We start from the raw sequence: 19,033 nt of genomic DNA, 5'->3' as shown, positions 1-19,033 counted from the left end.
GATAACACATATCCCTGAAGATTTATCTTTTATGATCCGGGTGGCCCATGTTCCATAGATGGCATAACCAGGGTTTAATGTAATATCTTTGACAATTAATCCAGTTATGCTGGCTAAATCACTATTTTGTTTATCAAGCTGTTCCTTCAAAGTCTTTCCTGCAACGGCATCAAGCGCGCTCTGCCCTGCTACTGTTGCCATGAAATTGTTTGTTAATGGAGGCAGTGGTCCTGTGTCTCCTTTTTCACCTTTTGGGCCTTGCGGTCCAGCCGGTCCTACATTACCAGTGTCTCCTTTTGGACCTTGCGGCCCCGTCGCACCTGTATTTCCCTGTATTCCTTGCGGTCCAGCCGGTCCTACATTACCTTTAGGGCCTTGTGGTCCAGTCGGTCCAGTATCCCCTTTTGGTCCTTGTGCACCTGCCGGCCCTTGCGGTCCTATATCGCCCTTTGCACCTTTTGCATAACCAATAATCACATCAACCATTGCCATATAGTTACCTCCTATTTTCCATTGTCATAACTCCATTTAATAGCCCCATTTTCATTATCGTATGAAAATGGAGGGCTGTCATAAAAAGCATCATCATACACACAGTGTATAGCACTGTTATCCTCATCATCAGTATAGATGTATAAACGGCTCAGTGCCGGTATATTAACTCCAGATTTTCCTTGCGCGCCATTCTGCCCCGGTTCTCCCTTCGGCCCCTGTATTCCCTGCGGCCCCTGTGGTCCTACATCTCCTTTAGGGCCTTGTACTCCAGCTTCTCCAGTCTCTCCTTTTACCCCCTGTAGCCCCCTTGGCCCTGTGGCTCCTTGCAATCCTTGTGGTCCAGGATCTCCTTTTTCTCCTTTGAATTCTCCAGACTGTAACCGGCTAACTAAATCATTTCTAATAGATTCAGCATTGGCTGCTGCTCTATTGGCATTGGATGCTGAAATATTGGCATCATGAGCGGATTTTTCAGCATCTTCTGTAGCCTTAACGGTCCGTGGATATATATTTTCATATTGAACCAATTGAGTAATAAGGCCCTCTGCATCTGCTTCCAATTGATCCAGTTTTCCGATATATCCACCCGCATCCAGGCTATTTTCATTGATCGTATCTTCCATGACGTAGTACAGGAAACGGCAGGAGGAAGACCGCCCGTCGCTGTATTTAAACTTTACGTCGGCTACTGCCTTACCAGGTATAGACAGCTCATTCCCAAGAAGCCTATATACATAGCCATTCCCGGATTTTATCAGATTTCCCACAACCGGAATACGGTTCTCCAGTCTGATATTAATGGTTGCACTGACTGCATCAGTCACATATGCACCGTCATTTTTTACCCGGAGCGTGAACTGAGTCTGTCCATAGTCTCCCTGCGTGAGACAGATACCGGTATCAATCGGATCACTGTATTTCGTGTTTAACTCAATATCATAGTTTACCATCTATACCACCTTTCCCATGATTACATACGACGCCCCTGCTCTTATCAACAAAACTTTATCTCCTATGGATGGCGCATAACTGGAAATATATTTATACGGCTTCTGGCTGGCCGTTCCCTCCCCATAAAAGCGGACATATGGACGCCCGTTAGATATACTCATCACAGTTGCCATTCGATAAGTTTTTCTCTCACCTACGACATAATCTTTTATGTCCTGGAGACGTTCACCCGGATTATCATAGATCATAATTTCACCACCCGTTTTAATGTATGGGTCATAGTTCCCCCAACGCTCAATTCCATCTCCCACGCATATTCAATATACTTATTTCCAACACCAAGAGTTGTTTCATTCACAAAGATACAGTCGCGGTACTCATGGTGTGGCATCAGACCTGTAGGAATCGTAATGGTATCATAAGTCTGACTCTTTTCTATCGCAATTCTTCTGACAAGTGCATCAAGGGTTTCCTGATCCGCGATATCATCAACGCTTTCGATATCAACAACATTCCTTCCACGGTTTACTGTTGATATTTTACTTCCCGCACTGTCGTTCACATATTCGCTTCTCAATTCCTCCCCATCCGGATCGTCTGTATATCGGACAAATATATTCGGGACATTGTACATATCAAGGCTCTGCTTCGCTCCTGCCTTAATAAGGCTTTTGTCATCCGTACGGTATGAGTGTTCCGTTCTGCGGTTTACTGGCTCCACATATCGGCGGCTAACAGCATACCCGTTGCCATTAAAATGCAGCGGCTCATAGTTGATCGCTGTCAGCAGTGCGTTAATAACTTCCAGTTTGCTTGTACCGATCTCAAACTCAATATTTTCGCGGGCCATTAATACCGAAGTCTCAATATTTATTTTTTTAATCCCGGCCCCATTGATGAGGTTTCTTACTTCCCTGACGTAGTTTGATCCGGAAGCGATAAAAAGCCGTTCCCGGATCTTGTCCTCACGCAGAATTGTACTGTAATCATAACAGTCAATATTCTGATATATTCCACAGTTCTGTGTCTGACGCTCCGGGCTGCTCATGATATAGATTCCGAGTGGATATTTCAGCCAGCCATGCTCTGTCAGCAGCATAAAAACGGGGCGGATTCTAAGATCAGTCTCCTTAAAATCCACCCCTGCGGTTTCCTCCACGATAAAACTTCCAGTACCCATGATCTCCTGGGAGCTGTCAAACCGGATACTTCCAGATACATTATCAAGGTCTTTCAGTTTCCGTTCGTTTCTGTCCAGCAGTTCGAAACGAAAATCGATCATTCTGTCACCTTCCAGCCGTTTTAAAACTTCTTCGTGGGTATATCCTCCCTGTGCCAGATTAGTCACCGAACCTCACCCCCAGATCGTAATTGATGCGGCTTAACGACAAATCGAAAGTCTTCCCTCTGTCAAAAAGATCATTTTTAAAGCTAAAATCTGTAATCTCGCAGCAGATACAGGTTTCCGAGTTACGGAACAGATAGATTCCATTCAGGCCATGGATCCGTTCCAGCGATTCTGCCTCCTTATTCGGAAGGTAGAAAGAGGTACTTATCGTTGATTCTTTATGAATACCGGATTCTTTCACCTTATACGTACGGCCTTCGTAGCTGACCAATTCCGCTTCATTGCTCTTCTTCTGTTGTATTTCGATATGCCAGTCACTGGTAGATTTTATAATCCGGATACTCTCTGCAAGGTTCCCAACCTCAGCCAGACGCGCACCTTTATATTTAATGGTCATATCTGCTGCATTACTGTCTGAGTAGCCACCTGCGTACGCTCTGATGATATAACGGTACAGCTTTCCAGATTTCACCGTGTAATCCTCGTATTCGTTTCCTGCAAACTTGCCTATCGGGCTGTACGCTCCGCCTTCTTCCGAACGATACACAAATTTTGTACCAGCTGTCGAATCCGTAGTTATCTTCACACCTGCATCGAGTGCGGATACCGCTATGGACGGTCGGGCCGGCGCAGCGGCAGATATGGTAAATACCTGAGCACTCTCATCTGACCAGATACCATATGCGCTTCCAATCCTCATTTTCACAACGTACTGGCCGTTTTCCAGCATCATATCAGGCACATAGGAATCAGACAGTCCTCCGGCCCGTTCGCCGCTGTCATGAATGATTTTTCCGTCCTTTATGATCTGCAAAATATAGACTGCATTTTCTGATTCGTTGCATTTCCAGGTTATTTCTGTAATGGAATCATTCTTCATTCCCGTTATAATTGGACTGGCCGGCCTCCCGGTGAGTTCAAATGTGCCGTATGCATACCCGGAAGCCGCATTAATGGCGTTATAGGTCTGTACTCTCCATTCTACAATTCCGATAGATATTGCAGCCGTTTCCATCGTATAGGACTGCTCTGAAGTATTCTGTGTGACTGTGGTCCAGGAAGACTCTCCCTGTTTTCGCCAACCAAATTCAAACTTCGCCTGCCCTGTATCGTAGAGCGAATTGTATTTCCACTGAAACGTAATACTTCCGCTTTTCTCAATTACATCACCGTTAGGATATAGAATCGTTGGAAGACTCGGAACTGCGTTGTTGTATACTACATTGATATATGGGGACTTTCCGCCCTCCTTGCTTGTAAACTTCCATGATAAGCTTGGTACCACCTTATCATCAATGCTGTATACTGCCAGAACCACGTTATTCTTTCCGACATTATTTTTTACGATACTGGTTACATCCCATTCAATCCATTCGTTGTTATCCTCCACCGTGGCTTTGGTTTCATATTCTGTAGGGGACCATGCGACATCACTATCCAGATACTTGTTGTAAAACAAATTACCTGTAAGATTAGAGATGTCAGGGATATTATATTGTCCACAGCCTATTATACTGTTTTTGACTTTTACTTTATTGTGTAACCTTACAACCGCCGACACAATCTCTTTGTTGTCAAATCTAGGTATATTAAACTGGAGAAAAATCCCCATGAAACTTGATGAATTGATCTCTCTCCACATTGCAAGTTCTGTGTGATTATAGTTATTATCGTTTCCGGAATAACGACTAATAAATGTATCTCCAGTACAAAGAATTGTCTGTTCCGCCATTATATCTTACTCCTTCCCGTCCGATACGCCTGGTTTTCCTGCTGGGCCAACTTTACAACTTTGTTAAAATCATCAACATTGCTGGCATCAATAGTACAGTAAAATACGTTGACTGTTCCAGCTCCGTTCTTAGCAACATTGCTCGGCACAACACGAGATCCTCGCGGAAGACGCACCAGTTCCGGCCCGTGTTCACCCACCCAAGCATCACCATTCATCGAATAGTCGGTTCCTAAAGCATAGTGAGGTACTTGTTGCGCTGTATTCACAGTGCTGGTCACTGCGCTCACGCTGTTTCCCACACTATTCATTGCATTTTGCAAATCATTTCCTTTGCCAATAATTACTGCAATGACTGTAGCAAGTGCAATTAGGGCGGCTACAACTCCGACGATAATCGCCGTGGTCTTTAATGTCTGAATATCCATGCCTTTAAACATTTTCACAACGCCCTTTCCTGCATCTGTAACACTCTTGATCCCCTTATATACCAGTACAAACCCACTCGCTGCACCTACAAGCCCGACCAATCCCTGAATCACAGGAATTGGCACCTTTGCGATTACTTCAAACAGATCGGTAAGAATCGGAGCGAGAGCAAGCCCGAAATTATTCTTCAGGTTCTTGCTGGTATTATCCATCCGCCGCATAGCATCATCCAGCTCACCGAACTTCTGTAAGTTTTCTGTACTCATGACGTATCCGACAGTATGGGCTTCCTTTCCCAGTTCCTTAAATCGTTTACTTCCAGCTTCTATTAACGGATTTAATTCTTTTGCTGAGCGTCCGAATAAATCCATAGCCATAGAATCACGCTCTGTCTCATTTGTCATTTTTCCAAGTGCATCTATCGTATCATAAAAAACAGCTTCTGCACTTCTGAGCTCTCCGTTATGTTCTTTATATCTGACACCGAGTCTAGCAAATTCTTTCTGAAGATCTTTGTTGCCGTCTCTCGCATCCGCCATACTCCTCACCATTTTGGACATGGATGAACTAATTTGATCCGTGGAGACGTCCAGAAGTTCGGCAGCATAATCCAGTTCCTGTAAAGTATCTGTTGACAGACCTGTAACACTGGAAAGGGTAAGAATATTATCGGAATATTCAGCAGCCGACTTTGAACAGTCAATCAATTTGGTTGCAAGGGTACCGAGCGCAATTACTGCCAACCCGACTTTTTCATCCACGCCGTCAAATTTAGATGCGAATGCTTCAACCATTGGATTTACTTCTACTCCCAGCGTATCGGCTATGTCCCGAATCGTATCCCCAAAAGAGCGTTGCTTTTCCTCCGATTCTTCCGTCTTTTTTCCTGCTTCGTACTGCTGTTTCGAATACTCATCCAGCTCCTTGCAGGCCTGACCGTATTCCCCGTTCAGTTTTTCCAGAGTCGTACGTGCGTTCAGTAGTTTTTTGTCTAGGGCATCAACCTGTTTTTCGGTTGCATTTCCGCTTGTCATTGCCTTATCGTATGCCTTCCGATTCTCGTCTACAATTTTACTCTGAAGCTTTATTTTCTGCGACAACACTTCTTTTTTTATTGTTAGTTGGTCAGTTTCCGTACCATAATTTTTCGCCTGTTCTTTTGCGAGCTTAAATTCTGCTTCCAACAGTCCCATCTTCCTATTACATTCTGCAATTCCTCCACTGAATTCGGAGTAATCCAGCCCCAGAACAATAGAACGCTTATATTGACTCGCCACTTCCGAATCCCTCCAATTCTTTCATCGATGTGATTGTGGGTGCCTTAAAATATTTTGTCTCGTATTCATCGTCTATTTCCATGTTCTTTTCATCATTATAGATGTCTATCAGTTTTATTATTTTTACCAGGCTGCTTTTCCAAAAACCAAGCTCAGACATTTTCATCTTTACACAATATAAATAAAAGATAAAATCAAAATCGAAAAGCAGCTGGTTTAACTGGATTTTGCCAGCCCAACCAACATCTGAGCTATCACTTTTTTTGTAATTGCATCCTCCATTTCCTTATCCATAGAACCGGACGAATCAAGATAATCTGTTATAATTTCGTTTAAATCAGCAGGACGTATTGACATCGCTAGGGCTTTAGCTTCCTCTATGGTGTAATCTGTATGGTTCACTTTAATTCCAGAGTATAATACAATTGCTCCAAATTCTTCTATCGGGATTTCAGTAACGCTCTGATTAAGTTTTATAAGTTCTTCCTGCATATAGCAGACTGCCCTCATGTTAAATGTAGCAATGAAAGACCGGTCGTTAAATACGATCTCAACCTCATTAGCCGGTGCTACTGCAATTTTTTTCATTCTTATGCTCCCTTCGCCGGGTATGTACTGGGTCCCGTTGTAAACCATTTAGCTGCCTGAGCATCTGTAAAATCCGGATTAGCCGCATCACCAAAAAAACGCAACCATTTATCACTTTCTCGTGGAATAAAGTTTATAGTAACACTGTCCGTTGAAAAAGTAATATTACCTTCAGACTGTTTGTTTGTGGAATTGATCGGTTGTGCTTGTCCTTTTAAAAGCCATACAAACTCACTTTTTCCTCCAGTCTGTTCTACCTCATACCCAAGTGCAATGTACGGCGGCTCATTACCGGCAACTTCTACAACAACGCCGTCTTTAAATGTATTCCCGCATATTTCAGCCCTTACTTCTGCAAATACTTTATTTACATCAACCACAACCGCAATGCCATTAAGGATAGAAATATCCTCCTCTTTTACTCCTTCTCCATACAATTCCCCTTTAGACACACTGGGAGTAAGCTGGATCTGCATGGCTTTTCCAAAGCCTTTAACTTCTCCATACGTTGTACCAGTGCTATCGTCTGTCGTCAGCAGACAGTATTTCAGATTTTTTACGTTGATTCTGTTTGATTTTCCACTTTTGCTAGTCAAAAATATCACCTTCCATTTTCTCGAATTTTATAATCGCCCGCCAAAGTTTCGCAGCCGGATCACAGCTTTTTTCCACTAATGGTATAGAGAATTCCGGAAGGACGATTGCCTTCAGGAGTTTTTTCACCGCCTCTTCAAGTGCCATTCTTTCTCGATACCACAAATCAACCTCATAACTACTTACCCATTCCTGACCGGCACCATCTCCGTTCAACCCCGAAGCGGTATAATAATCTATACAGGTGGCACAGGCAGACATCAACGGTGCTGGTTCGTTAAGAACAGGAATATTTAATTCCGTTTCGATGATTTCTTTCACCGTCATTCCGTCACCTTCTTTACCATATCATCAATCGCCTTTTCTACCTCGCCCTGTGCGTCTCTCATAGCCTTATCCATAAATTGATTCCCCGGCACCCAGGTATGGCCGTCACGGGCAAAATGGCCGTCATTTATCTTATTCCACTTATATCCGGTCATTTTTCCTCCACGGATACTCGCATACAGCATCCCATTTTTATCTTTCCGTACATCTGCGGTTACATCATCCCTGGCATGTTCATACGGCCGACTGCCGTCATAGTTGGAGGGAGGTATTTCTTTTGAGCGCGCTTCAATATCACTGCTGTGGAGATACTTTTTTATTTTTCCTTTGACGATAGTACCGAGTTTCCGGAGCAGCGGGCGTTCCTGGCTTTCGAGTCCTTTCGGCATCTGTGCAAGCATCTGGTCGATCTCAAATATTCCCTGCTCATAATCAAATTTTACGTCCATCTCATCACCTCACGGTTATCTCCATCTCTCCAATATTTTTTTGAAATGCCCTGATAATGGTAAATAACTCTCCGTCATATCTGATCTGTGATGGCCGGTATTTCTGATTACCAATTGTCTTGATACACACTTTGTAATCATCCGGATTAATATTGATTGTCAGTTTTGGCGTAAGACCAACACCATATGCCGCGAAAAATTCACTTCGAACAACGCTTTTGATTTCGCAGAACACTTCTGTTTCATGGGGAGTTATTTCTATACCTTCCGGAACCGGTGTAATCAGCACACAGATATCATTTCGCATTGTAATCACCACACAGACTCAGGGAATCCCTCAGCGCTACATAAGCCCGTTCGTAACGATCGGCGCTGCCATCATAGTTATACTGCCATTTGCAATAGAACTCCGCTGACTTAACAATAAGGGGATCGTTTTCTTTCCCGGCAGTAGCAACGCCCACCCGTGACAGGTCACACAGGCAGGCGTTTATATTTGCGTCGATATCATTATCCAGTTTGTCATGTGATATTCGCATAGAAAGTTTTATTTGCTCTATCATATTACATAACCTCTTTTTATACATTCTTCTTGGTCACAGTCACAAGGGAATTTTTGTCAATTACTTTTCCGTCGCAGATCATAACTGCTTTTGTAATCTGATCCTCGGTATCATTATCCTCATAACTCTTAACCACCATATTGTAGTTGGTGTTGAACATATAATCAGACCAATCGAACAGGAAAGCTACTACGGTATCTTTATTAATCGTTGCCCCAAGGCTTGTCATATAATCGTTTAAGACTACCCGGCGTCCGAGGAGCGTTCTCTCCGGCTTTCCGTCAATTCCATAATTTACTCTGGCAATTGGCTGTTTATTTGTATCCACCATGCCTACAAATTTCATAAATGTCTTCTTAGTCATATTCCATACTGCGCCGTTCTCATATGCTAGTGGAAGCGCCGCTTCCGCTTCTACGAGAGTCTGGTAAGTCGGATCGGAATTCGCCGCAATATCAATATTACAACCGGATTCCGCCGTTTCTGTTAATACACCTTTTGGCTGCCCTGACCCGGTTCCGAAGATAAACGCCTTTTCCTGAGCCTTTACCATTGCCTCTGACACACTGTTAACAAACACAGTTTCAAAAATCTGTAAAGACATCACAGATGTTTCCAGTGTCATGGAAATAGCACATCTCAATTTGTATCCTTTAATGTCAATCTGCCCGGTTGCCTTCTTCTGCTTATCACTGGTACCGCCTTCTGCTACCCATGTTGCCTCCGGCTTAACACTGGACGTGGGAACTGTGGCTCCAGCCGCATAAGACGTCTTAGTGACAAGCGGCAGAATCATTCCCATTGATTCCATTTTTTCCACAATCCGGTTGACTATGGTCGGAGAAATCACGGATCCTACATCCGTGGTCTTTGTTGTCGCAGATACATTCCTGAATTTCTCAGGAATTGCCGTCCCTTTCAAGACGTAATTCATGAACGCTTTACGATACTCCACGGAATCGTACATATCTTCTGCGTTTTCGTCGTCTCCTCTTCCAAAAGAAGCCCCGTCACCAACTCCGGATAACGGAAGCGGCGGCGTAGACAGTGCCCTTAAGTTCGCTTCCGCCTTGGCTGCTGCTTCAAAGTTCTTATCCAGCTCCGTCACGGCCTCCATTTTCTTATTAGCCTCCTCCAACTTTCCCTCGTTGATAAACGTCTCCGCTTCGTTGATAAGTGCCTGTCTTTTTTCCTCATATTCTTTTCTATTCATTACCTCTGTCTCCTTTCAGATTTAACAATTTCAGCCGTAACTCGGCCTGTGCTTTGTGTATTAAAAAATCCGGGGGGTTCTGTCCCGGATCTTTAATCATATTTCTTAATTTTTCGATTGTCTCCGGCGGAATTCCTCCAAATGCGTTTTGCATCGGGATGGCGCTGTCGGAAAACATAATTCTATCGACAAATCCGTGTTCTACGGCCTGCTGTGCCGACAAATAAGTTTCGCGGTCCATCAAGTCCTGTAATGATGCTGTATCCATTCCAGTCTTGTCTATGTACGCATTCATAATGGACTGATTCGCTGCCCGCAAGGCGTCTCCGGTATTGGTCATGTCCCGGTAGTCTCCCGAAGCAGATGTCTTGACATTGTGGATCATGAACATTCCGGTTGGACTGATCTCGCACTCTCCGGCCTGCGCAATCACTGACGCGGCGCTTGCGGCGATTCCGGTAATCTTAATCACTTTCCTTCCGGAATAATTCCTCAGTTCTGTGTAGATTTCTGACCCTGCGAATACACTTCCGCCAGGGGAATTGATATAGATTTCAACGTCTTCGCCTCCGGCCTCTTGCAAAGCCTTGATAATTTTCTTTGGAGATGTGCTCTCTAACCCAAGCCAGTCATATACCCATTCATTCCCAGATTCAATGATCTGCCCCTTCACATCAATTCGCTTTGCCACTCTTCTCCCCCCCTTCTAATAGCGCCGTGATTCCGGCCCTCGTTTCATTTACGTTATCCAGATTCATTTGGGCCATGAGGCCCTTGATCTGGTTGACTGTCTGTGTGTCAAGTCTTCGCAGTGGCTTATCTCCATCAGGCACCGGACTTAAGTTCAGCGTTTCTCTCCATTCGTTCGGTGTTAGGGCTCCTCTGTCTACCATGGCCTGTAAAGCCAGTTTTGTTGACAGGCTAGCACAATGTAGGTTTCCTGCATCGAAATAGATTTTGTTTCCGCAGCCTCGTTCCCTCCGACTGAATAATTTCCTTGTGTACTCTCCTGACATCTGCCCGGCGAGCGGTTCAATCACCAATTCAAAATAGCTGTTCCATTCATCTTCCGTGTAATTTGCATGGACGATTTTTTCATTCGTATTGAAAAACGCATAGATCCTCTTTTTGGTATTATCCATCTGCAAAGCATTGGGGACGTAATCCTTTGGCTCGATCCGCTCCGCTGTCGCTTTGGAATCGACTCCGGCAGCGCCAAACGTAGAACTGGAAATGCTTAAATAGTTGTCCACAAATTCCTGAACAGAACTTTTTAGATCCTCCGGCCGCATAGACGAGTTAAATTTTAACAGCCATCGGATCACACCGCTGTTTTTGATTGCTTTTATGATTCCCTGATCCGTAGTTGATACGATGTCCATAAGCTGTTCCAGGGCTTCTTTGGGGGAATCTCCAAACAAGTCATTATCGTTGAAATCATTCCGTAGATGAATCACTTCACTGTATGGGAACATGGACGTTTTCCCGTTCAGGTAGTAGAACTTAAGGTATAGTTCCTGATTTTCATACTTTGCTTCCACACCGGCGGCTGGAATCGGGTACAGCTGTTCCGGTATTCCATTAGGATCCCGTACGATCAGAATAAAGGCGTTGTTGTTTAGTGCAAGCTGTGTCGCCACCTTCTCTTGCATCACCTGGCCGCACATATATGGGTTCGGTTCCTCCAGTAGAAAGCGTATGTACGGTTCAGGATTCACCGAAAAGGATTTCCCGTCATTTCTGACATGCTTTGCTATCAGCTTCCCGACCGCCTTCGCATATGGCCGTATGCATGATCTGACAATATCGGATTCATATAGTTTTCCATTCCACGCAAAAAAGCCGTTTCCCTGCTCGGTGATCATTTTGTAAACAGTGCTTTTCCCGATATTTTGAAAAAAGTTTATTATTCGCATTCTTCTCCTCCTTTCCGTCAGATTATGCTCAGATATTCTTCCAGATGGTTTTCCAGTGTGACATATGCGTCCAGTAGACCGGCCATACCGTCAATTCGTCGCGTACCCTGATTCCCTTTGCATGGCTGAATATTGTCGTTTTTATCAACATCAACCGAGGTATTTGTCAGACACCATTTCAGAATCGGATTATTGTTATAAACCACTCTCTTTTTTGCCAAGTCAGCTCCAAGGGACTTCATCGGACTGCTCAGCGTTTTCTTGCCCTGAATAACGGGTTCCATCGTCGTGAGTCCGAAGGTGTTTTTCATATCCTCCACAAAATACGATGCTGACCACGAGTCGTACCCACACTTAAACAGGTAGATGTCAAGTTCGTTCTGCACTTCTTCGAACCACTCTTTGACGTATTTGTAATGTACCTTATTTCCTGGACTTAATCTCAACAATCCCTGTTCAGCCCATAAGTCATAAGATATCTTATCCTCTCTTACGCGCTGCTCTAACAGATCTTCCGGAAGCCAATACATTTGCAGCACATAGATTCTGTCATCTCCCGGTACCATGAATATTACGGTGGCGTTCGTCAAGTCCGTGGTGCTAGAAAGGTCGGTTCCCCCGATGCCATAACGCGGTTTCAGCGCTTCGAGATCGAACAGCTCCGTGTTATTCAACTGTTCGAATGTCAGCCAAGCCTCGGAAGAAGTCTCGCGGATATTGAATTCCTTGCAAACCAGATTCTTAACAAGCTTTGGATTATCCTTCGCCTTCTCCACTTTTGCCGCAAGGGTTGACTGCTTCTTTATGGTTCCAAGGCCCGGATTTGCTTTCTTCCAGCATTTCGGATCCGTCCATTCTTTCCGGCTGTCCAACTCATAAATAAACGGGAAGAAATGAGGATCCTTGTACCCCACACTGTCAAACAGGCCATTGATAACTTTTTCAGCCTCTTCGTACTTCGCATCGTAGATATCTTCCCGGATTACTCCGGCCGTGGAGGTAATATAGACAAGCGGCTGGTCTCTGGCCGAACAGCCGTCGGCCATGATATCGTAAAGGGCCTTTCCGTTCTTCCATTGGTGGATTTCGTCCATCAAAACACAATGTACGTTAAGGCCGTCCAGCGTATCGCTGTCAGATGCCAGCGGCTTGAAAATCCCATCATTGAAATACTCGGAAGACAGCTCCGCGACCAATGGCTTAATGCGCTTCAAAAGTGCCGGCGATTTCCTCACCATTCGCTTTGATTCTGTCCAGATGATCTTCGCCTGATCTCTCTTCGTGGCAACCGCGTAAACCTCCGGCCCCGGTTCCCCGTCTCCGACCTGCATATACAGGCCAACGATGGAAGCCAGAAGGGACTTCCCGTTTTTCTTTCCGACGATTAACACTGACTCCCTGCACTGACGAAAACCATTGATATTCACAAAGCCAAACACTGCAGCCAGGTGCGCTTTCTCCCAAAGTTCCAACCGCACCGGACTACCAGCACCGGCACCTTTGGATAGCTTGCAGTAATTCTCCGCAAACTCCAAGACATGGTTTGCCCTTGCCGGACTATAAAAATACTCGCCTGGATTATTGACTTCCCAGGCGAGGTGCTTGTACCACTCATGTATTTTATTTGATACGACCTCTTCCCCTGATTCTATCAGGTTCCAATATTCCAGGATCGGGTTATAGCTTAATGGATAGACTACTTTCTTTCTGCCGGCCATTAAACATCCTCCCTCCCGTTTACAAAATCATCGAAGCCGTCGTCTTCCACAACCACTTTTTTTTCTGTTTTTGGAAGACAATCAACCAGTATTTTCATAGCCTGGGTCTGTCTTTGCGAAAGCTGCAAATAATACTGTGCCTCTGGGCTCTGTTTGGTTCCATACTGATTCTCTCCATTCTTGTACTCCACGGTCGTCCCCTCACGGTTAATCGTTTCTCGGAGATCCTGCATTGTAATTGTCATGAAAGCAATGTCCTCAATGGTGGTAAATACAAGCTTCTTTTTGTTCTCATCTATGCTTGCAAAGAGTTTTTTTAATCTGCTTGTCTCCCGCTTAATCCGTTTTACTTTCTCCAAATAGTTGCCAATGCTGTCAACTTCCTCTTCTCTTTTCCTTGCTTCCGCTTCAAATTCCTTGTCTGTGTACACGTTTATACCACACCCCCTTTACGTACGACCTGTGTATTAAATAAATCTGGGGACACGGTGAATTTAGAAACCACCCACACCTTTATTTAAGGGGGGAGGCAGCGGTATCGGCTGCCCTGATGCATCGAAGGCAACCAACAGCGCCGCCTTCTTATTCAGGCCATGACCTTCCTCTTCATCGTGACACACCTTGCACTCCCATCTTAAGTTGTCCCAGTTCAATGTGATCTCTGGATCGTTAATGTTATCAGGTGTTATTCTAACCTTATGATGTACGATGTATCCCAGTCGCTCGTGACACTTCTCGCACATTCCGCCATCAATCATGATTCGATTATTTATGTATGACCTTCGGCAGTCCTTCCACTTCTTTGAGTGATAGAATGCCTGTGCGTATTCCTTTGCCATGTAGTTACCTCTCCTTGTCCTCTACTGCCGGTGCGATCTGCGCTACAAGGTCTATGCCTGCTTCCAACAAAATGCAGTTGTGCCCTGTTCTCTTCTTCATATCTTCACAAAACGCATTGATGTCTTTTTCCCTTAAACGTTTCATAGTTTGGAATACAAGAATACTATCAGGTACATTAAGCGTCTTTACTTCCTGACATTCAATTCTCTTTCCTTCATCATCTTCAATAATAAATTTCATTAGCTCATCACCTTTCAGGAGGACCGGCGCCCTAAGTTTCATGCGCCGGTTGAATTATGAGAACGATCATCGGAACATCGGGAATCGAACCCAAGACACACGGCTTATAAGGCCGTCGCTCTCCCGCTGAGCTATGTTCCGCACTCTTTCCATTTGACATATCTGTTATTTTGTAAAGTGTGTCGTGATCCTGTTTCTACTAATTAATGCCACCGTTTTTTTTACTATCGACTTTACATCATCAATTTATGACAACTCATAGACAAAATAAAAAGAAACTATCGAAAATACGATAGCTTATTGTATACCTTATCTTTCTGATCTTGATTAACGCCGATATATCTAAGGGTAATATGGATATCTGCATGATTGAAAATGTCCATCAACATAGCTGCATCTTTTGTTGACTGGTATACGTGGTAGCCGAATGTCTTCCGCAGCGTATGCGTTCCTATCTTCTCGATTCCGAATTTTTTACCCGCATCTGACAGTATGTTGTATGCCTGCTGTCGCGTGATAGGTTTGTTTTCATGTGGATTTTTGAAAAGGAATTCGTAATCGTCTTTCCCAACTATGTATTGCTCCAGAGCTTTCTTAAGGTCTCTGTTAATCGGAAAACGCTTTTCTTTTCCGGTCTTCTTTTCCCTAAGAACAATATCACTTTTATCTTTAACATCCCGCACCCGGAACTTAAGAATATCCGATATCCGCAGGCCAGAATAAATACCAAAAAGGAACATGACATAATTGCGTTCACTATCCTTTTTTAGATATTCAGCTATATCAATGACTGTTTCCTTGTCTCGTATAGGCTCAACCGTATTCATTCACTCACCTGCTTCTCCTTTTTGGCATGAGAAAAGGGCCTCTGCATTTAGAAGCCCTCACCTTGTTTTGTAATCCATGGTAACATATTATCACACTTGACAAGGCAAAATACGCCATCTTTTATATTTCACCTAATTTTTTTCCGACTGCATAAATAAAATCTCTTACAATCCGCTGCATCTGCCTTTCACGGTAAGATGTGCACCGCTCCATATCAAAATATTTCATGTTATGGTAACGATAGGACCAAAACCTCACCCGGATTACTTTTTGATGTTCCGGCCGCATATTATTATAGACACTTTCCACTGCATCAATTTCCCGCTTTACTCTTTGCAACCATGGATCGTCGGCAATTTTAATTGCAAGGCGCTCCGTCGGATTGCCTATACTGTTCCCTTTTGGCTGCCCGTCGCTCCCGCCCTTCTGATTCATGATTTCATCAATACGCTCTTCATACTCTGCTTTATTTTGCGGATATCTACGTACTTTTGGTTCAATTATTCTCCATGCTTCTGTTGGTATTCTGTTTCCCATTACCATTCCCTCCCTGTCTCTCTGTCTTTAAGGTGTATCCTTCCGACGATTTCAAATCCTGCCAGACTCGCCACTGTACGCAATACATGCATCACATCTTTTACCGGTTTTGGCGGCCGATCTGCTTCTTTTATTGCCCGGTATGCCGTCGGGTCCGGATATCCCTCACCATTTTTATGTATCATGCGTTCACCCTTCCTTTATGTAAAATTTCTAATCGAGTTTTATCCCATTCCTCACACAATTCTTGCGTGAAACTCTTTGTCTGACATTCATCAGATACCGGTACTATGTAATACTTCCGTTTTAGTTTATAGCCTCCGGAAGCCGCAGCATAAATACTTCTAACTGAAATATTTATAAGTTTGGCAGCTTCATCGGAATTTAACGTATCAACAAATTTTTCCCCGTCGTAAATATCATACATTCTTGCTTTCATGATTTTCTTCTCCTTAACTGACATATTTTCTATGTGCTTCTTTGGCTTTGCTACGGCTGTAATTTCCATAATTATCTTTTGTTGTATTAAGATTGTTGTGTCCTACTAAATCTGCTACCAAAGTAAGAGGTACGTCTTTTTCCAGAAGTTCCGTAACAAATTGTCTACGCCACTTATGCGGATTAATTGCAATCCCATTAAGACGCTTATCCATCTCGCTGAGACTCTTCAGCATTACCCGCACTGCATCATCGGTCATTCTTTTATGTGGTGCACGGCTTCCTACAAATAATGCAGGATTATCGTCAGTGCGGCTTTCAAGGTACTCTTTCAAATGTACCGCAGCTTCACCGTTAAAATATACTGGTCTTTCCTTCCGTCCCTTTCCATACACAATACATTGCCGCCCATGCATATCTATATCTTCACGATTAAGCGCTACCATTTCAGATATACGCACCCCTGTCCTGTGAAGGAAGTCAACTATAGCAATGTCGCGGAGACTATGCTCTTTTGCAATGTCTTTCACAATTGTGATCTGCTCATCTGTAAATACTTCTTTTACGCGATGCTCCACCTTATTATCCTTAATCTTAAGCATCGGATTTTTTGTAATGTATTCTTCTTCGGTAAGCCATTTAAAAAGTCCGCGGAGCATACGCGTCTTATTATTAATTGTCTGATCCGCATTATGCCTTACCAGTTTGCAATGTGCCAGATATCCACGTATATCTCCCGTGGTAATCTCGTTCAGTGACTTGTTCACAGCGGTGAAAAACTGCTTATATTCCTGCTTATAGGTTTCTACGGTCTTTTCCGTACAGCCGCGAACAAGCATGGAAGCCAGGAACAGCCTCACCCACTCAGATGTATTATCTATCTGAGTAGACAATCCGGTCTCTTCCCGGTATATCTGCATGTTATGAAGGGCCATATATAATACCGCTTTCGCATCATTAAGCCGCGTCTGCTCTGCTATCACATTTGTAAGTCCGTACATAATGTTGGTTACAACTTCGTCTAAATTAACCTGTTCTGCCATGATATTATCCTCCTTCTCAGACTGGAAAATTATTCCTCTTGCTTTTCTCTGCCTGAGCCGGTTATAATATACTCAAGCAGTTATAGAGCGGTGGTAAGCATCTTCCCGGGTGTCCACCGCGTTTTTCTTTTTTCGCACATACGTTCTTTACTTTCTTTTTTTATTGCCGGGAAATGAATCCCGGCTTATTTTTATTCAATAATTCTCTTTACTTCTTCTTTTGCATCGTGATACGCATGGGTGTAAACTGGCGGAAATCCCTCTGGCGGCTCCATTTGGTCCACTTTATCCCGTATCTCTGCCAGACGCATACGCAGGTACTCATTTTCTGCCTGTAATCTTTGCGTTTCGTTGTATGCAGGATTATTTTTTAATATTCTATCAATAACTTTGTGTAATCCATGTAAGCCCCTTAACATAGCATTGCAATACGCTATCTGTAATCTTAATATAGCTCTTTTTAATTTCATTCTTCCCCTTTCTGAAAATCTCGATTTAGGCGCCGAAATGCCTTTCGATAAAAGCATCATTCTCGGCTTTCTTTTTTTGATAATAGGCCCGGTACGTTAACATCGTTCCCGTGTCTACTTCGTCCGGAATATTATCGCCACCTTTATACTTCACCGCGCCCGTTAATCTGTAGCCGTGATACGGCGGTGGCACTTCATTCTCCCATGGAGGCATGAAGACGGCTCTTTCTGCTACTCCGATTCTCACAAGGTAATCCATGTACTTTTTTACTTGATACCGGCTCGTCCCCAGTATAGAAGCTATATTTACAAGGTTTATAATTCCACATAAAGGGCACATTATATCAAGATCACATGAAACAAGCACAAAAAATACCTTCCATTCATTAACTTTCTTATATCTCAATTTTCACACCTCTTAATGGTCTTACATGGCTACTCGCGCACGGCCTATGCTGCCGCCGTTTTCGCCACTGCCATTATTCTATTTTTTTGATAGTGCTCTCTCCGCTTCTTCTCTGTTTAAAAACCACTTCTCTCCAAAAAGAAAATCAAAGAAGGAATAGTTTTGATGGTTTTCTCTATCCATGCATATCATGTACAGCCCACCACCAGTGTATTTCCAGCCAATGCAAAAACATTCGGATACCCTCCCGGCGAACGTTCCATAAACTATATCGCCAACCTTGCATGGAAGTTTTACAAGCTGTTTCTGGTCTTCCAGTCGTCTATACTCCGCCAACTTCCGTATTTCGTCCGGTTCAAGGCCAACATCTTCATACTCCTTAAGCAGCCAATATATAGTCATGGCCTCCTGTCTAACCAATCTGGCATCTATTACAGTTCTCTTTATTCCGCCTTCAATCGGCTCATCCGGAATTGTAAACCTATCCATTATCCGTTCCTCCTTTAAATGATCGTTTTGTTAAGCAAACCGCAGCTGCTCCTTGCTATCGTCTATCCTCATGTTCGGCATTCTCTCGCCTACTTTCAGATACGGACAATTTGCAGATACGAGCGCCTGAGCCATTATCGGC

At 43.8% G+C, this 19,033-nt stretch carries 26 protein-coding genes, 1 tRNA gene and 1 pseudogene; all 28 read right to left on the bottom strand.

Annotation, left to right across the window (positions count from 1 at the left end; genetic code table 11):
- Positions 1–492, bottom strand: a pseudogene (locus NE473_RS32645) (hypothetical protein); the annotation flags it as partial.
- 11 nt (positions 493–503) lie between these two features.
- Positions 504–1,445, bottom strand: coding sequence for a BppU family phage baseplate upper protein (locus NE473_RS32640; RefSeq protein ID WP_055652386.1), 942 nt, complete (start codon positions 1,443–1,445; stop codon positions 504–506).
- Positions 1,446–1,694, bottom strand: a complete 249-nt coding sequence (locus tag NE473_RS28950; protein ID WP_055652385.1) for a hypothetical protein — start codon at positions 1,692–1,694, stop codon at positions 1,446–1,448.
- Entirely contained in the window at positions 1,691–2,794 is a 1,104-nt protein-coding gene (locus NE473_RS28945; RefSeq protein WP_055652384.1) for a hypothetical protein, read from the bottom strand. Before NE473_RS28945 ends, NE473_RS28950 begins: the two co-directional genes overlap by 4 nt.
- Positions 2,787–4,526: a DNRLRE domain-containing protein gene (locus NE473_RS28940; RefSeq protein ID WP_055652383.1), complete on the bottom strand. Its 1,740-nt coding sequence runs from the start codon at positions 4,524–4,526 to the stop codon at positions 2,787–2,789. The genes NE473_RS28945 and NE473_RS28940 overlap by 8 nt, the downstream gene beginning before the upstream one ends.
- Positions 4,526–6,232, bottom strand: coding sequence for a phage tail tape measure protein (locus NE473_RS28935; RefSeq protein WP_055652382.1), 1,707 nt, complete (start codon positions 6,230–6,232; stop codon positions 4,526–4,528). Before NE473_RS28935 ends, NE473_RS28940 begins: the two co-directional genes overlap by 1 nt.
- 216 nt (positions 6,233–6,448) lie before the next feature.
- Positions 6,449–6,820, bottom strand: a complete 372-nt coding sequence (locus NE473_RS28930) for a hypothetical protein (protein ID WP_055652381.1) — start codon at positions 6,818–6,820, stop codon at positions 6,449–6,451.
- Positions 6,821–6,822: 2 nt separating this feature from the next.
- On the bottom strand, positions 6,823–7,416 hold the full coding sequence (locus NE473_RS28925) for a major tail protein (RefSeq protein ID WP_055652380.1): 594 nt from the start codon (positions 7,414–7,416) through the stop codon (positions 6,823–6,825).
- A complete protein-coding gene (locus tag NE473_RS28920; protein ID WP_055652379.1) occupies positions 7,409–7,741 on the bottom strand; it encodes a hypothetical protein in 333 nt (110 codons plus the stop codon). The genes NE473_RS28925 and NE473_RS28920 overlap by 8 nt, the downstream gene beginning before the upstream one ends.
- Entirely contained in the window at positions 7,738–8,190 is a 453-nt protein-coding gene (locus tag NE473_RS28915) for a hypothetical protein (RefSeq protein WP_055652378.1), read from the bottom strand. Before NE473_RS28915 ends, NE473_RS28920 begins: the two co-directional genes overlap by 4 nt.
- Positions 8,191–8,194: 4 nt before the next feature.
- Positions 8,195–8,497, bottom strand: a complete 303-nt coding sequence (locus NE473_RS28910; RefSeq protein WP_055652377.1) for a hypothetical protein — start codon at positions 8,495–8,497, stop codon at positions 8,195–8,197.
- Positions 8,487–8,753, bottom strand: a complete 267-nt coding sequence (locus NE473_RS28905; RefSeq protein ID WP_055652376.1) for a phage head-tail connector protein — start codon at positions 8,751–8,753, stop codon at positions 8,487–8,489. The genes NE473_RS28910 and NE473_RS28905 overlap by 11 nt, the downstream gene beginning before the upstream one ends.
- A gap of 16 nt (positions 8,754–8,769) precedes the next feature.
- Entirely contained in the window at positions 8,770–9,966 is a 1,197-nt protein-coding gene (locus tag NE473_RS28900) for a phage major capsid protein (RefSeq protein ID WP_256265488.1), read from the bottom strand.
- Complete coding sequence (locus tag NE473_RS28895) at positions 9,959–10,657, bottom strand: head maturation protease, ClpP-related (protein WP_244052474.1); 699 nt, start codon at positions 10,655–10,657, stop codon at positions 9,959–9,961. The genes NE473_RS28900 and NE473_RS28895 overlap by 8 nt, the downstream gene beginning before the upstream one ends.
- Complete coding sequence (locus NE473_RS28890) at positions 10,641–11,882, bottom strand: phage portal protein (protein WP_195522118.1); 1,242 nt, start codon at positions 11,880–11,882, stop codon at positions 10,641–10,643. The genes NE473_RS28895 and NE473_RS28890 overlap by 17 nt, the downstream gene beginning before the upstream one ends.
- Before the next feature lie 17 nt (positions 11,883–11,899).
- Positions 11,900–13,600 carry a terminase large subunit gene (locus NE473_RS28885; protein WP_195522119.1) on the bottom strand — a complete coding sequence of 567 codons (1,701 nt, stop codon included), beginning with the start codon at positions 13,598–13,600 and terminating at the stop codon, positions 11,900–11,902.
- Complete coding sequence (locus NE473_RS28880) at positions 13,600–14,031, bottom strand: hypothetical protein (RefSeq protein ID WP_244052473.1); 432 nt, start codon at positions 14,029–14,031, stop codon at positions 13,600–13,602. The genes NE473_RS28885 and NE473_RS28880 overlap by 1 nt, the downstream gene beginning before the upstream one ends.
- Positions 14,032–14,094: 63 nt before the next feature.
- Positions 14,095–14,439 carry a hypothetical protein gene (locus NE473_RS28875; protein WP_055652370.1) on the bottom strand — a complete coding sequence of 115 codons (345 nt, stop codon included), beginning with the start codon at positions 14,437–14,439 and terminating at the stop codon, positions 14,095–14,097.
- Positions 14,440–14,443: 4 nt separating this feature from the next.
- On the bottom strand, positions 14,444–14,680 hold the full coding sequence (locus NE473_RS28870) for a hypothetical protein (protein ID WP_070102864.1): 237 nt from the start codon (positions 14,678–14,680) through the stop codon (positions 14,444–14,446).
- 69 nt (positions 14,681–14,749) lie between these two features.
- Positions 14,750–14,821 (bottom strand) — tRNA-Ile (locus tag NE473_RS28865).
- Positions 14,822–14,958: 137 nt separating this feature from the next.
- Positions 14,959–15,507: a site-specific integrase gene (locus NE473_RS28860; protein WP_055652368.1), complete on the bottom strand. Its 549-nt coding sequence runs from the start codon at positions 15,505–15,507 to the stop codon at positions 14,959–14,961.
- A 121-nt stretch (positions 15,508–15,628) separates the two neighbouring features.
- Complete coding sequence (locus NE473_RS28855) at positions 15,629–16,045, bottom strand: DUF722 domain-containing protein (RefSeq protein ID WP_055652367.1); 417 nt, start codon at positions 16,043–16,045, stop codon at positions 15,629–15,631.
- A complete protein-coding gene (locus NE473_RS28850; RefSeq protein ID WP_055652366.1) occupies positions 16,045–16,230 on the bottom strand; it encodes a hypothetical protein in 186 nt (61 codons plus the stop codon). Before NE473_RS28850 ends, NE473_RS28855 begins: the two co-directional genes overlap by 1 nt.
- The gene (locus tag NE473_RS28845; protein WP_055652365.1) at positions 16,227–16,484 is read right to left on the bottom strand and encodes a hypothetical protein; all 258 of its coding nucleotides are present in this window, start codon (positions 16,482–16,484) and stop codon (positions 16,227–16,229) included. Before NE473_RS28845 ends, NE473_RS28850 begins: the two co-directional genes overlap by 4 nt.
- A 13-nt stretch (positions 16,485–16,497) precedes the next feature.
- Positions 16,498–17,526, bottom strand: coding sequence for a tyrosine-type recombinase/integrase (locus NE473_RS28840; RefSeq protein WP_055652364.1), 1,029 nt, complete (start codon positions 17,524–17,526; stop codon positions 16,498–16,500).
- A 191-nt stretch (positions 17,527–17,717) separates the two neighbouring features.
- Positions 17,718–17,996 (bottom strand): hypothetical protein, encoded by a 279-nt coding sequence (locus NE473_RS28835; protein WP_055652363.1) that lies wholly within the window; start codon positions 17,994–17,996, stop codon positions 17,718–17,720.
- A 25-nt stretch (positions 17,997–18,021) separates the two neighbouring features.
- Positions 18,022–18,402, bottom strand: a complete 381-nt coding sequence (locus NE473_RS28830; protein WP_055652362.1) for a hypothetical protein — start codon at positions 18,400–18,402, stop codon at positions 18,022–18,024.
- A 78-nt stretch (positions 18,403–18,480) separates the two neighbouring features.
- Entirely contained in the window at positions 18,481–18,891 is a 411-nt protein-coding gene (locus NE473_RS28825; RefSeq protein ID WP_055652361.1) for a hypothetical protein, read from the bottom strand.
- Between the last annotated feature and the right edge of the window lie 142 nt (positions 18,892–19,033).

The organism is Hungatella sp. SL.1.14 (assembly GCF_024460495.1).
Classification (GTDB): Bacteria; Bacillota; Clostridia; order Lachnospirales; family Lachnospiraceae; genus Hungatella; species Hungatella hathewayi.
This window is presented reverse-complemented; position numbering and strand designations above follow the sequence as displayed.

What these genes read in the sequence shown, in the direction of transcription:
- NE473_RS32640 (WP_055652386.1), bottom strand. Translation starts at nt 1,445, where the DNA reads ATGGTAAACTATGATATTGAGTTAAACACGAAATACAGTGATCCGATT.
- NE473_RS28950 (WP_055652385.1), bottom strand. Translation starts at nt 1,694, where the DNA reads ATGATCTATGATAATCCGGGTGAACGTCTCCAGGACATAAAAGATTAT.
- NE473_RS28940 (WP_055652383.1), bottom strand. Translation starts at nt 4,526, where the DNA reads ATGGCGGAACAGACAATTCTTTGTACTGGAGATACATTTATTAGTCGT.
- NE473_RS28930 (WP_055652381.1), bottom strand. Translation starts at nt 6,820, where the DNA reads ATGAAAAAAATTGCAGTAGCACCGGCTAATGAGGTTGAGATCGTATTT.
- NE473_RS28920 (WP_055652379.1), bottom strand. Translation starts at nt 7,741, where the DNA reads ATGACGGTGAAAGAAATCATCGAAACGGAATTAAATATTCCTGTTCTT.
- NE473_RS28915 (WP_055652378.1), bottom strand. Translation starts at nt 8,190, where the DNA reads ATGGACGTAAAATTTGATTATGAGCAGGGAATATTTGAGATCGACCAG.
- NE473_RS28910 (WP_055652377.1), bottom strand. Translation starts at nt 8,497, where the DNA reads ATGCGAAATGATATCTGTGTGCTGATTACACCGGTTCCGGAAGGTATA.
- NE473_RS28905 (WP_055652376.1), bottom strand. Translation starts at nt 8,753, where the DNA reads ATGATAGAGCAAATAAAACTTTCTATGCGAATATCACATGACAAACTG.
- NE473_RS28900 (WP_256265488.1), bottom strand. Translation starts at nt 9,966, where the DNA reads ATGAATAGAAAAGAATATGAGGAAAAAAGACAGGCACTTATCAACGAA.
- NE473_RS28890 (WP_195522118.1), bottom strand. Translation starts at nt 11,882, where the DNA reads ATGCGAATAATAAACTTTTTTCAAAATATCGGGAAAAGCACTGTTTAC.
- NE473_RS28885 (WP_195522119.1), bottom strand. Translation starts at nt 13,600, where the DNA reads ATGGCCGGCAGAAAGAAAGTAGTCTATCCATTAAGCTATAACCCGATC.
- NE473_RS28875 (WP_055652370.1), bottom strand. Translation starts at nt 14,439, where the DNA reads ATGGCAAAGGAATACGCACAGGCATTCTATCACTCAAAGAAGTGGAAG.
- NE473_RS28870 (WP_070102864.1), bottom strand. Translation starts at nt 14,680, where the DNA reads ATGAAATTTATTATTGAAGATGATGAAGGAAAGAGAATTGAATGTCAG.
- NE473_RS28860 (WP_055652368.1), bottom strand. Translation starts at nt 15,507, where the DNA reads ATGAATACGGTTGAGCCTATACGAGACAAGGAAACAGTCATTGATATA.
- NE473_RS28855 (WP_055652367.1), bottom strand. Translation starts at nt 16,045, where the DNA reads ATGGGAAACAGAATACCAACAGAAGCATGGAGAATAATTGAACCAAAA.
- NE473_RS28850 (WP_055652366.1), bottom strand. Translation starts at nt 16,230, where the DNA reads ATGATACATAAAAATGGTGAGGGATATCCGGACCCGACGGCATACCGG.
- NE473_RS28845 (WP_055652365.1), bottom strand. Translation starts at nt 16,484, where the DNA reads ATGAAAGCAAGAATGTATGATATTTACGACGGGGAAAAATTTGTTGAT.
- NE473_RS28840 (WP_055652364.1), bottom strand. Translation starts at nt 17,526, where the DNA reads ATGGCAGAACAGGTTAATTTAGACGAAGTTGTAACCAACATTATGTAC.
- NE473_RS28835 (WP_055652363.1), bottom strand. Translation starts at nt 17,996, where the DNA reads ATGAAATTAAAAAGAGCTATATTAAGATTACAGATAGCGTATTGCAAT.
- NE473_RS28825 (WP_055652361.1), bottom strand. Translation starts at nt 18,891, where the DNA reads ATGGATAGGTTTACAATTCCGGATGAGCCGATTGAAGGCGGAATAAAG.